Annotated in this window: 10 protein-coding genes and 1 pseudogene; 2 read left to right on the forward strand and 9 right to left on the reverse strand. The window is 41.2% G+C overall.

What is annotated here, in order from left to right:
* Nucleotides 1-72 precede the first annotated feature (72 nt).
* From lacD to STO1_RS09350, 7 genes are all read right to left on the reverse strand, one after another.
* A complete protein-coding gene (gene lacD / locus STO1_RS09320) occupies nt 73-1,068 on the reverse strand; it encodes a tagatose-bisphosphate aldolase (protein ID WP_096423012.1) in 996 nt (331 codons plus the stop codon).
* 10 nt (nt 1,069-1,078) lie between these two features.
* A complete protein-coding gene (locus STO1_RS09325) occupies nt 1,079-2,245 on the reverse strand; it encodes an SIS domain-containing protein (protein ID WP_096422925.1) in 1,167 nt (388 codons plus the stop codon).
* Between the two features lie 223 nt (nt 2,246-2,468).
* A complete protein-coding gene (locus tag STO1_RS09330; protein ID WP_084437459.1) occupies nt 2,469-2,873 on the reverse strand; it encodes a PTS sugar transporter subunit IIA in 405 nt (134 codons plus the stop codon).
* 3 nt (nt 2,874-2,876) lie between these two features.
* On the reverse strand, nt 2,877-3,698 hold the full coding sequence (locus tag STO1_RS09335) for a PTS system mannose/fructose/sorbose family transporter subunit IID (protein ID WP_000185293.1): 822 nt from the start codon (nt 3,696-3,698) through the stop codon (nt 2,877-2,879).
* Nucleotides 3,685-4,590, reverse strand: a complete 906-nt coding sequence (locus tag STO1_RS09340; RefSeq protein WP_096422927.1) for a PTS mannose/fructose/sorbose/N-acetylgalactosamine transporter subunit IIC — start codon at nt 4,588-4,590, stop codon at nt 3,685-3,687. Before STO1_RS09340 ends, STO1_RS09335 begins: the two co-directional genes overlap by 14 nt.
* A gap of 26 nt (nt 4,591-4,616) precedes the next feature.
* Nucleotides 4,617-5,093, reverse strand: coding sequence for a PTS sugar transporter subunit IIB (locus STO1_RS09345; protein WP_000156968.1), 477 nt, complete (start codon nt 5,091-5,093; stop codon nt 4,617-4,619).
* The gene (locus STO1_RS09350) at nt 5,090-6,877 is read right to left on the reverse strand and encodes a glycoside hydrolase family 35 protein (RefSeq protein WP_096422929.1); all 1,788 of its coding nucleotides are present in this window, start codon (nt 6,875-6,877) and stop codon (nt 5,090-5,092) included. The genes STO1_RS09345 and STO1_RS09350 overlap by 4 nt, the downstream gene beginning before the upstream one ends.
* Before the next feature lie 279 nt (nt 6,878-7,156).
* On the opposite strand from STO1_RS09350, the gene STO1_RS09355 reads away from it, so the two are divergent.
* Entirely contained in the window at nt 7,157-7,915 is a 759-nt protein-coding gene (locus STO1_RS09355) for a GntR family transcriptional regulator (protein WP_162281877.1), read from the forward strand.
* Nucleotides 7,916-8,113: 198 nt separating this feature from the next.
* Nucleotides 8,114-9,712: pseudogene (locus tag STO1_RS09360) on the forward strand (G5 domain-containing protein); the annotation flags it as partial.
* 57 nt (nt 9,713-9,769) lie between these two features.
* On the opposite strand, the gene purB reads toward STO1_RS09360, so the two are convergent.
* Together purB and STO1_RS09375 are read right to left on the reverse strand one after the other, a co-directional pair.
* Complete coding sequence (purB, locus tag STO1_RS09370) at nt 9,770-11,068, reverse strand: adenylosuccinate lyase (protein WP_000610728.1); 1,299 nt, start codon at nt 11,066-11,068, stop codon at nt 9,770-9,772.
* A gap of 60 nt (nt 11,069-11,128) precedes the next feature.
* On the reverse strand, nt 11,129-12,538 hold the full coding sequence (locus STO1_RS09375) for a hypothetical protein (protein WP_004262537.1): 1,410 nt from the start codon (nt 12,536-12,538) through the stop codon (nt 11,129-11,131).
* Nucleotides 12,539-12,600: the final 62 nt, after the last annotated feature.

Below are 12,600 nucleotides of genomic sequence, written 5' to 3' on the forward strand. Positions count from 1 at the left end.
CCTATTTTCAGAATCCTTTGTCAGGAAACCTTAAGTCTCTTCTTAACAAAAGAAGATTCTTCTATTCTTGTTTTATGCTTCCACACGTTCTTTCCATGAAGTCGCTGTTGTTTTAAGAACCTTGTTGAGTTCGTCAATGTTCTCAAAACCTGTTGTACGCAACCACTCACGAGCTGCTGCTTCGCCATGTTTGATGTATGCTTCGACTGATCCAGCCCATGTTGCACGGCCGCAAAGAACTCCGTTGAAGTTTGCGCCTGATTCGTGGGCAAATACTAGCGTTTCTTGGAAGAGTTTAGCTGATACACCTGCACTCAAGTAGATGTATGGCAAGTTAGTAGCTTCGTCTTGAGCTTTAAAGAAGGCTGCTGCTTCTTCACGTGTATGAACGATTTCACCATCGCCAAAGCCTTCAACATATTTGACGTTGACTGGAACTTCCACTTTCAAAACATCGATGTTAAAGCGTGGGTCTGAGAAGACCTTCATGGCACCGATAACCTTGTGTGGTTTCACTTTGGCGTATTCTGCAGAACCTGCGTCAGCGATTTTTTCATCGTAAGCCAAGATTTCAAGGAAGAATGGAATGTCTTCCGCCACACACTCAGAACCAATTCGTTCAATGTAGGCTTGTTTTTGTTGGTTGAGTTCATCAGAACTATCTACGTCATAGTAAAGCAAGAATTTGACAGCATCAGCGCCTTGTTCCTTGATACGTTTGGCAGACCAAACATCCAAGCAGTCAGGCAAGCGTTTGGTGCTTGTTGTGTCGTATCCTGTTTTCTCATAAGCAAGGAGAAGACCAGCATTTGGTGCAAGAGCTTTTGTAGCTGGAAGTCCATACTCTGGGTCTAGAAGCATAGAGGATGCGTATTTTGTCAATTCATCTGCTACCAAGACTTTGAGTTCTTCCATTTGAGCCACTGTTGGCTCTTCTGTTTGGTATTGAGCCATGAGGCGTTTCAAAGCGCCACGTTGGTCAAAGGCAAGAGCTGAGATAATGCCGTTCTCGTCAGAGAGTTTTTGCAAGCAGGCTACTTTATTGGAACTTAATTGTAATTTACTCATAGATACTTCCTTATTTTTGATAGTCATGAATGATCACACCTTGTACCACACGGTTTACGGTACCTGTAGGAGATGGTGTATCTGGTTTATTTTCTACCTTGAGTGAAGTCAATAGGGCAAAGAGTTGGGCATAAACGATATAAGGGAAGACACGGTAAATATCGTTCAAGACACCGCCACAACCAAGGGCTACTTCTTTGACATTTTCAAGACTAAAGGCTTGATCACTCAAGAGCACAACACGACGAGCAATCTGGTCACCAGCCACTTCACGAACCAAGTCCAAGTCGTACTTGCGAGTGTAGTCTGTCGTTGTACCAAAGATCAAAACAACTGTATCTTCGTTGATAAGAGATTTTGGACCGTGACGGAAGCCAACTGGACTTTCATACATGGTCGCAACTTGACCAGCTGTTAATTCCAAAATCTTGAGCTGAGCTTCATGAGCAAGTCCAAAGTAAGGACCAGCACCCAGGTAGATAACGCGGTTAAAGTCGAGGTCAACCAGCTCTTTAACATCTGCTGCATTGTCTAGAATCTTACGCGCAAGGCTCGTCACAACTTCAAAACGTTCAGCTTTCACAGCAAATTCTGTAGGGTCAAACACCAAGAGAGCTGTCAACATCATGGACGTAAAGCTAGAAGTCATGGCAAATCCAGCATCATTAGAGGCAGCTGGTTGCAAGAGCAAAAGATTGCGGTCATCGCCATGAGCTTGAAGAGCCAATTTACCATCTGCAGCACATGTAATGGTCACTTGATAGAGGTCATCAACCAAGGCTTTGGCCAAATCAACCGTCGCCACACTTTCAGGTGAATTCCCACTACGAGCAAAGGAAACAAGGACAGTCGCCACATCTTTTTTCAGATAGGTTTCTGGATTGGCAACGATATCTGTTGTCGCAATAGCATTGAAATTCCATTTGCGTTCATCATAGACTTCCTTAAAGTATGGTACCAAGGTATCTCCCACATAAGCAGAAGTACCAGCACCCGTCAAGATAACCTTGATATAGTCATGTTTATCAGCAATTCCTTGTAGGAAGGCTGCAATTTCTTCTCGTTTCGCTTGATAAGCTTCAAAAGCCTCTTTCCATACATCAGGCTGTTGGTAGATTTCACGAGTCGTGATTTCTGCACCCAGTTCAAGTAATTCTTCTTTTGTGTAATTTAGCATAGAGTTCCTCTAATCTATTGTTGTTTCATTCCTATTGAAAACATGGGAATGGGAGTGACTCCCATTCCCATGTTTATTCTATACAAGCTGTTCTAACGGTTTAGCCGTTGTCACATCTTATACTCGATGAAAATCAAAGAGCAAACTAGGAAGCTAGCCGCAGGCTGTACTTGAGTACGGCAAGGCGACGCTGACGTAGTTTGAATTTGATTTTCGAAGAGTATTATTCATCTTCGTCATCATCGAAGCCTGCTAACAAATCGTTGACTTTTACGATGCTTTCTGCAGCACGACTCTTATAGTCCGCATCCATGCCAGTTAGGCTTGCATTGATAAATTCAATGACCATCGGAAGGTTCATTCCTGCATAAAGTTCAATGTCACGACCTTCCATAATCAAACGGCTCACCACGTTACATGGAGTTCCACCAAGAAGATCCGCAAAGACTAGGAAATCATCCAATCCTTCAACAGCAGCTTCAAATTTAGCAGTAAATTCTTCTGGTCCATCTTCTGGAAGAAGAGCAACCGCATGAATGTTGTCTTGTGGTCCCATAATCATTTCTGTGCTACCTTTAAGTTCTTCACAGAAACGACCGTGGCTCACTAAAATCAATGATTTAGTCATAAATTATGCGCCCATTCCAAGTGCAAATTTACCAAAGGCAGAAAGAGCCAAGGCAAGCACGATAATGATACCGATAGCTTTTGTAGAGTTCATACCTTTCTTACCAAGCAACCAGAAGATAAATGCAGTGAAGATTGCTGGAAGCAAACGTGGGAAGATTGAGTTCAAGATGTCTTGGAAGTCAATCATCTTTTCACCGATTGGTAATTTGTATGAAATTTCAAAGTTGATCATTGTTGCTACAAGAGCACCCATCATGAATACACCAAGTACAGATGCAGCTTCAATCAAAGCTGTCAAAGTACTTTGCATGTTGTTGATAAGGTTAACCCCTTCTTTGTATGCAAATTCCAACTGTTTCCAACGGAAGATGTCATACGCTACTGCAACTGCAATCCAAAGGAAGATACCCCAAGGTTGACCAGCAATAGCCATTGTTGCAGCGATAGATCCCATGATAGCAGGTACAAGTGAACCAAAGATAGTATCTCCAAGAGGAGCGAATGGTCCCATCAAACCTGTCTTGATACCGTTAACCGCATCTTTTGAACCAACGCCATCTTTTTCTTCCATAGCAAGGTCAAAACCAGCGATAATTGTGTGGAAGAATGGTGAAGTGTTGAAGAATTGAGTATGAACTTTCATCATTTCTTTCAACTCAGGAGTTCCATCTCCATACATTTTACGCAATTGTGGCAAGATCATGTAAAGGTAACCTGATGCTTGCATACGTTCGTAGTTCCATCCCAATTGGAAAGTGAACAAGCTACGTTTGTTAATTTGATTAAAATCTTCTTTTGTTAATTTGTAATTAGAATTCGTCATCTTCAATTTCCCCACTTTCTGATGGTGTAGAAGGTGCTGCTACAGCAACTTTTTGGCTGTTCTTGAAGTGAACAACCGCAAGGAAGATACCTACGATAGAGATACCGATCATAGACAATCCTTTGAAGTTGTTAGCAAAGCCAATTTTTTCAGCAACTTCAGCAGGAAGAGTGCCAATGATTCCAGCAACTGCTCCACCAAGACTTGTTACGTTTGAGTAAAGAACAGTCAACATAGCTGTCAAACCGAATCCCATAGCAAGGTAGTGAAGGTTACGTTTAACTGGAAGGTAACGAAGCAAGATTGCAAATCCAAGACCTGGAAGCATACGACCTGCAAGTGTCAAACCGTCTGCAACCCATTGGTATTCTTTAACAAGGTTTACAACACCTTGTACGAATTCTCCACCAAAAGCAAGAGCGAAGAATACTGGAAGGGCACGTGAAAGAGCCCATGGAATCGCACCAAGTAGGTAGTTGCGTTCGATTCCTTTGTAGTCAAAGCGTTCAATCGCAGCGTCAATACGGTGTGCGAAGAATGTAGTAGTCATACGACCAAGTACGTCGAAGTAAGTCAAAAGTGCTGCTACTGGTACAGCGATTGTAGTGATCGCAAGGTCTGTTTCTATACCTTGTGAAACTGAGAAAGCTGTCGCAAGAACCGCACCAGAAGTTGCGTCGATACGAGAAGCACCACCGAAGGTACCTACCCCAAGTACGAACAACTGCAAGCTACCACCGATAAACAAACCAGTTGTCAAATCTCCCATAACTAAACCAGTAATGAAACCAGCGAATACAGGGGAACCTGCAGATGAAACGATTGTCAACTCATCACAGATTTGATAAGCTGAGTACAAAGTGAGAAGTAAAATTTGCCACCATTGTATCATAACAATGACCTCCTAAAAATTTTTTCCTATTTTAATAAGCTCAAAAAGTCTGAAACTGGATCATTTGGAACCATTTGAGCAGTGAGTTTCACACCTTTTTCTGCTAGTTTGTGGAAATCTTCCACATCCTTGTCTACCACGTTGATAGAACGTGTGATAGAGCGAGTTTCTGGTGTTTGAGACATATTGCCGACGTTGAGTGTTTCAAGCGGAACACCTGCTTCGACCAAACCAAGGAAACGGTCTGGTTTACGTGCAACGATAAAGAGACGTTGGCTATCGTATTTACCAGCAAGGATATTTGCTGCTGCTTTCTCAACTGGCAAGATACTGAGTTTCACACCTGGTGGTGTCGCAAGTTTCAAACCACTCTTTTCAATATCGTTGTTAACAACTTCGTCGTCTACAACCATAATGCGTGAAACATTTAGTTTTCCAGCCCAAAGATTGGCTACTTGACCGTGGATCAAACGTCCATCGATACGGCATCCTACAATTGTCATAAGTTTTCCCCCTTTATGTGTTTTAGTGTAGGTTTACGAGTTAAATGAATCTCTTCTTTATATTCGCCCTCAGTTTCAAAGATGATGATGCGGTTAGCACCTTCCTTGAGATAACTATGAGGGATATAAAGTGAGAGGGTCGGGCCGACGTTCCAGAAACGCCCTAGGTGACGCCCGTTGACAAAGGCAACTCCCTTACCAAACTCAGACAAGTCTAAGTAGGTATCCTTCGGCTCTTCAACAGTAAAGTCGAAAGCGTAAAAGGCTGGTTGTCCTTCTGTCCATCCTTTTGAAAAATCAATCTTCTCAGGATTATCCAGTGGCAGTGGATATTGTTTCCAATTCAGTAAGAAATGTAGATCCTTGCAGACACCTGTTCGAATTCCTTTACGCTGCGTATCTGCCAAGAACTTATGACCGTAGTTGACACGCCCCATATTTTCAATCAAGATGTCAATCTCTGAAAAGCCTTCTCGATTGCCCTGACAGTAGATATCTTCACCAATCTCTGTCTGGTATTGAGTAGCAATCCATTGACCATCTACAAAGAGTTGAGCTCGGTCACGTCCATCGATGATACGGAGACGTTCCTCTTCTGCATCCCAACTTGCCTCAGTGCGGTAGAGAAGGTAGCCATAGCTTTGACCAAGTTCTTCCATCGCTTTTGGATAGAGGCTTTCAGTAGGACTAGAGAGACTATCCAGGGTTTCAAACAAGGAAACTTTTTCGACCAATGGAATGGATCCTATCTCCATGCTTTCCTTATAGAGTGGTTCCAACTGTGGATACTCTGGGAAGTGGGTTGCCATCATCTTCTTGACTGCTAAGTATTTAGCAGTTGGATTTCCTTCTTCATCGAGAAGGGCATCATAGTCGTAAGATGTGACTTGTGGCAAATCCAGAGTTCCTCGAGCTGAGCAACCATTCATGAAACCAAAGTTTGTTCCACCATGGAACATGTAAAGGTTGATAGAGCCTTGTTCCAATACCTCTCGAACAGCTTCTGCCAATTCTTTAGGATCACGAGTGATGATGGGTTCTTTCCAACGGTTGAACCAACCATCCCAGAATTCCATACACATGAGGGGCCATTTCTTGCCATGCTCATCAAAGAATTCCTGCATCTGTGAAAAGTTGTACGGAGCTTTAGAACCGAAGTTTCCTGTCACTAAGAGATCGTCTTCGATCAAGGTTCCGGCTTTCAGAGTAGCCCTCCATGGGCCATCTGAAGTAAAGAGTGGGCAATCAATCCCTCGGTCTTCCATCAATTTTCGAATTGCTCGTAGATAAGACTTATCTTCTCCATAAGAGCCATATTCATTTTCGACTTGCATCATAAGAATGTTTCCACCATTATCCAACAAGCGAGGCACAAGCCTTGGCAATAATTGGTCATAATAGCGAGCAACAGCCTCGATGTAGGCCGGGTCGGACGAGCGAATTCGCATGTCCTTTGTCAAGAGCCAAGCCGGCAAGCCACCAAATTCCCATTCCGCACAGATAAATGGAGACGGGCGTACAATGGCATAGAGACCCAAATCTTGTGCAATTTGAAGAAATCTCTCCAAATTTCTGGCACCTTCAAAATCAAACTCCCCTTCAACAGGTTCGTGTAAATTCCAAGCCACATAGGTCTCGACTGTATTAAAGCCAAGCGCCTTTAAGTTATAGAGAGAATGATACCAATCCTCTGCTGGAATCCTAAAATAATGAATGGCGCCGGACAAAATCTTGAACGGTTTTCCGTCTAAATAGAAATCGTCCTCAATTTTAAATCTGGTCATGTTATTACCTCTGACGAATTAAGTTTGCGCTTTCATTTATTATAATATTAACTATAATCAAATCTTTTGCATTTGTCAATAGGTTTTAGAAAATTATTTAAAATTTTTCTATTTTTTTACTTACCGTTTACCGAAATTATCTAAAAATAGCATGAAAACGATCTTTTTATGTATGATAATTCACAAGGTTATAAAATGGAATTTTTTACATGTAACATAACATTTTTAGTCTATTATTTTAATTTTTTTTACCTAAATACTACTATTTTGTCTGTATTTATGGTAGAATCAAAATTGGAGAAAGAGAATCGAGGTGAAATTATGGCTATTCCAAAATACCAATATATTAAAGATGAATTAAAAAACAAAATCATCTCTGGTCAATTTGCAAGTGGAGATAAATTTTATACAGAAGCAGAATTGATCGCGATGTATGATGTTAGTTCAATCACTGTTGTGCGTGCTTTGAATGACCTTGCAAAAGACGGCTATATTGTCCGCCAACAAGGGAAAGGGACTTTCGTTTCACGTGCCCGCAAGCACAAACTCGTTGAATTTTCAGATGTCGAAATCTTTGAAACAAAAGATGATAAAGTCACTGTCCTTTCTATCGAGCGCGGAAACAAGCTTGAATACCTAGAGAAGCTTGGATTACGTGGAGATCAGTTCTACTACAAAATTGAACGTACCCGTCAAACAAATGGCGTAACTTACATCTACCACACATCTTATATTCCTGAACAATACATCAATGCCAACTATCCAAATCTTGACTATTATAGTTCTATCTATAAACGTTTCAAATTGGATTACCGCATTCACATGAACGATGAACATTTTGAGGAAATCAATGAAATCGCATTTCCAACACCAGAGCATGTTGCTTCTGTACTTGGAATCGATACGCAATTTCCAACTGTCTTCCAAACGAAGACTACTAAACTTGAGGCTACTGGCCAAGTCCTCGCCTATAGTGAAACGTATAAGCGAGCAGACTACTACAAAATTAAATTCCTCTCATGTAATCGAGGTCATTAAGAGAAAGCTTGAGCCCAGCTCAGGCTTTTTCTATATTCATTATAGCACGAGAAAGAAGTTGTGAGAACGCTATGGAGGACTCTTATTTAATTAGTAGCATTTTTACTAAAAACAAGTTAAATACTTACTTCATTTTTCCTTCTATTTTGTCTTTTATTGGCAATTTTCTTCTAAATCTTATGTTTTCCTCCATTCATCAAATCTCACGGTCTCAAGCCAATGGCATTCAACGATGGTTTCTACTACGAGGACAAGGATGATGTTGAGTTTGACAAGGATGTCATCATCTCTTACTGGTCTAAAGGATGGTGGGGCTACAACCTTGCATCTCCTCAGTATCTAGCAAGCAAAGGCTACAAACTTCTTAATACCAACGGAGATTGGTACTACATTCTCGGTCAAAAACCAGAAGATGGTGGTAGCTTCCTTAAGAAAGCTATTGAAAATACCGAAAAAACTCTATTTAACCAGCTAGCTTCAACTAAATATCCTGAAGTTGACCTACCTACTATTGGTAGCATGCTTGCTATCTGGGCAGACAAACCAAGTGCTGAGTACAAGGAAGAAGAAATCTTTGAACTCATGACTGCCTTCGCAGACCACAACAAAGACTACTTCCGTGCTGACTACAATGCTCTCCGTGAGGAACTTGCTCAAATCCCTGCAAACTTGGATGGATACAGCAAGGAAAGCTTGGATGCCCTAAATGCAGCTAAAGAAGCTCTCAACTACAACCTCAACCGTAACAAACAAGCCGAGTTAGACGCTCTCGTAGCCAAACTCAAGGCAGCCCGCCTAGGCCTTAAACCAGCAGCAACCCACTCAGGAAGCCTCGATGAAAACGAATTAGCTGCCAATGTCGAAACCAAACCGGAACTCATCACAAGAGCAGAAAAGATTCCATTTGAAGTTATCAAGAAGGAAAATCCAAATCTCCCAGCTGGTCAGGAAAAAATCATCACACCAGGTGTAGAGGGCGAACGCACTCATTACATCTCTGTCCTTACTGAAAATGGGAAACAAACAGAAACGGTTCTAGATAGCCAAGTAACCAAGGAACCTGTGACCCAAGTGGTTGAAATCGGCGCCCCTATTACGCACAAAGGGGATGAACATGGTCTTGCTCCAGCCGCAGAGACAAAACCAAGACTGGACATCCAAGAGGAAGAGATTCCTTTCACTACCGTGACACGTGAAAATCCACTCTTGCTCAAGGGGAAGACTCAAGTCCTTACCAAAGGTGTTAACGGTCGTCGCAGTCATTACTACTCTGTAAGCACTACTGCTGATGGCAAAGAAGTGAAGACTCTTGTTGATAGCCTTGTAACGCAAGAAGCAGTGACACAAGTCATTGAAGTCGGAACCCTTGTTACCCATGTAGGGGATGAACACGGTCTTGCCCCAGCTGCAGAAGCAAAACCTAGACTAGACATCCAAGAAGAAGAGATTCCTTTCACTACCGTGACACGTGAAAATCCGCAATTGCCAAAAGGACAAAGTCAAGTCGTCGTTTCCGGAGTAAATGGTCGCCGTACCGTCTTCTACTCTGTTAGCACTACTGCTGACGGCAAGGAAGAAAGAACCCTTGTCAATAGTGCGGTATCGCAGGAAGCGGTCGCTCAGGTTGTCGAAGTCGGAACTGCCGTTGAGAAAGCTGAGCAAGCTGAAGCAACTACTAGCAAAGCAGATGAAAAACAACTCCCTGCAACAGGAAGTCAAGACTCTGCAGGCTTGGTCGCAGCAGGACTCATGGCCACACTAGCAGCCTACGGACTCCCTAAGAGAAAAGAAGATTAAACCCCTTCGACAAGAATACAAAAAAGCGAGATTGAATCTCGCTTTTTATTGTTAGGATTAATCACCAAGTCCGATACGTTCAAAGATATCATCCACACGTTTAGTGTAGTATGCAGGATTGAAGATTTCATCGATTTCATCTTGAGTGAGGCGTGATGTCACTTCTGGATCTGCTTCGAGAAGCGGTTTGAAATCTACTTGGTTATCCCAGGAGTAGGCTGTTTTCGGTTGCACCAAATCATAAGCTTGCTCACGTGTCATACCTTTCTCAATCAAGGTTAACATGGCACGTTGGCTAAAGATAAGACCAAACGTAGAGTTCATGTTACGGATCATGTTTTCTGGGAAGACCGTCAAGTTCTTGACGATATTTCCAAAACGGTTGAGCATGTAGTCGATCAAAATAGTCGTATCCGGTGTGATGATACGCTCAGCAGATGAGTGGGAAATGTCACGTTCGTGCCAGAGAGCGACGTTCTCATAGGCTGTCACCATGTGACCACGGATGACACGCGCCAAACCTGTCATATTTTCAGAACCGATAGGGTTGCGTTTGTGAGGCATTGCTGAAGAACCTTTTTGACCTTTAGCAAAGAACTCTTCCACTTCGCGCTGCTCAGATTTTTGCAAACCACGAATCTCAGTCGCCATACGCTCGATTGAAGTCGCAATGCTGGCAAGAACTGCAAAGTACTCAGCGTGAAGGTCACGAGGAAGGACCTGTGTTGAGATTTCTTGAGCACGGATACCCAGCTTGTCGCAGACGTATTGCTCTACAAATGGTGGGATGTTGGCAAAGTTCCCAACCGCACCAGAAATCTTACCAGCTTCCACACCAGCAGCTGCATGCTCGAAACGCTCGATGTTGCGCTTCATTTCGCTGTACCAAGTCGCCAATTTAAGACCAAAGGTTGTCGGCTCAGCGTGCACACCGTGGGTACGACCCATCATGATGGTGAACTTGTGTTCCTTAGCCTTATCAGCGATGATATTGGTGAAGTTTTCAAGGTCACGACGGATGATATCGTTTGCCTGCTTGTAAAGATACCCGTAGGCCGTGTCCACCACGTCGGTAGAAGTCAAACCATAGTGGACCCACTTACGCTCTTCGCCAAGCGTTTCAGAAACCGCACGCGTGAAAGCCACCACATCGTGACGAGTCTCTTGCTCAATCTCCAAAATACGGTCGATGTCAAAGTCCGCTTTTTCACGAATCAAAGCTACATCTTCCTTAGGGATTTCCCCCAACTCAGCCCATGCCTCGTCAGCCAGGATTTCCACCTCAAGCCAAGCACGGTATTTATTTTCTTCACTCCAAATGTTCGCCATTTCTGGGCGAGAGTAACGGTTGATCATGTTATTAATTTTTCCTTTCCTCTTATTTTTCACTTATGTGGACTGTAACAAGAAAATTACTTATAAAAGTTCGATGTGATGTCGATAATCTCTTGTTAATAATTTCTTACTTATAGAATCTCCATCACCATTTAATAAATAGTCTATTGTATCTTTAACACGATCTGATGAGTATGTTTTTGTGCTTAATTCCGTAATTATATCCTTTAATATCTGAACTTGATTGGAAGTCAAAGACTGATTAAATTCTTGCCTTTGAATATATAAATAATTCAAAAATAGCTTAACTTGATCTTGATTAAGAATGTTAAAGAATTTTTGGTAATATGGAAGTCCACTCCTAGACACTCCATAAAAATTACCTAATCTACAGATTAAAACCACTGAAATTAATTTTTCTGCTACAGAGTCTGGAATATCACTGGATTGCTCAATATAAGACATGATATCTTTTATTTTTGGTCCTTCGTGATAAAAATTATCGTATGAGTAATGTATATTTTCAAGTTCATCTATCATTGAACTCAAAGCAATACTCCTCGTACTATTTGATTTATATCTATTACCATCACAAATATCGAAAAATTCCTTTGCTTTCGACTCTTTATCTTTTTCAAGATTTAAAGAATATGAATCAATATCTAACCCCAGTTCGTATTTCATTCTATCGTCCGAATTTTTCCAAACAATCGGAGCAATCATTCTAATATTATTTGTTAAAGCATCAGATTGAGAACTTACATATTTTTTAAAGAGAATCTTTAATAAATTATTAGTTAAAGTTACTGAAATATCTTTTATTTTATTATCCAGTTGTGATAAATAAGCATCATCTATATTCAAGCCTTCTTGGCCAATTCCATTAATAATCTTCTTTACTTCTAATGAATTCGGACTAGTCTCATCTAAAAACACATTTTTAATGCAATCCTCAACCCAACCTACCAATATTAGGGGGCCAATCACTTCTCTTGTAGGATGTGAACCGCCAATATTATTTCTCATATCTAAAATATGAAGTAATTTTTTCTTCGTAATTTCAGATATTATTTCTAATTTACTACAAGCTTGAACTAGCTCTATGTCTTTTAGTAGGACAAAATCTTCTCTTCCAGAAAAAAAGGTTCGTTTATTACCGGAGACAGCACTATCAAAAAACAAATCTAGACCATATGACTCTGCTTTATTCCTAAGTGTTTCTACAACCTCATTCCATAAATCATTTAAGGCTGAATCAAAACGACCAATAGCAACGCTCGAAATAAATTTTGACATATATAAAGCATTTTTCCTATGACTTTCTGGAATAGAATTTAAAAGATCAGGTAAGTTAGCAGATACTCTATTTTTATCAGCAGTTGATGCGATAACATCTTCATAAGGAAGACCAAATTGTTTTAAATAATTCTCAAATGGAGAAGATTCAACTATTTGCAACGAATCCACTGGTTGTTCAATAATATCAGTCATAACAATACTCCTTTTTGTAGCTCTAAAACTTATCAGTAGTACTATACTCAATAATAAAATAA

Source organism: Streptococcus oralis subsp. tigurinus (genome assembly GCF_002356415.1).
GTDB classification, from domain to species: domain Bacteria; phylum Bacillota; class Bacilli; order Lactobacillales; family Streptococcaceae; genus Streptococcus; species Streptococcus oralis_F.

Excerpts from the sequence above, each read along its gene's own strand:
- lacD (WP_096423012.1), bottom strand. The coding sequence starts at position 1,068 with ATGAGTAAATTACAATTAAGTTCCAATAAAGTAGCCTGCTTGCAAAAA.
- STO1_RS09325 (WP_096422925.1), bottom strand. The coding sequence starts at position 2,245 with ATGCTAAATTACACAAAAGAAGAATTACTTGAACTGGGTGCAGAAATC.
- STO1_RS09330 (WP_084437459.1), bottom strand. The coding sequence starts at position 2,873 with ATGACTAAATCATTGATTTTAGTGAGCCACGGTCGTTTCTGTGAAGAA.
- STO1_RS09335 (WP_000185293.1), bottom strand. The coding sequence starts at position 3,698 with ATGACGAATTCTAATTACAAATTAACAAAAGAAGATTTTAATCAAATT.
- STO1_RS09340 (WP_096422927.1), bottom strand. The coding sequence starts at position 4,590 with ATGATACAATGGTGGCAAATTTTACTTCTCACTTTGTACTCAGCTTAT.
- STO1_RS09345 (WP_000156968.1), bottom strand. The coding sequence starts at position 5,093 with ATGACAATTGTAGGATGCCGTATCGATGGACGTTTGATCCACGGTCAA.
- STO1_RS09350 (WP_096422929.1), bottom strand. The coding sequence starts at position 6,877 with ATGACCAGATTTAAAATTGAGGACGATTTCTATTTAGACGGAAAACCG.
- STO1_RS09355 (WP_162281877.1), top strand. The coding sequence starts at position 7,157 with ATGGTAGAATCAAAATTGGAGAAAGAGAATCGAGGTGAAATTATGGCT.
- purB (WP_000610728.1), bottom strand. The coding sequence starts at position 11,068 with ATGATCAACCGTTACTCTCGCCCAGAAATGGCGAACATTTGGAGTGAA.
- STO1_RS09375 (WP_004262537.1), bottom strand. The coding sequence starts at position 12,538 with ATGACTGATATTATTGAACAACCAGTGGATTCGTTGCAAATAGTTGAA.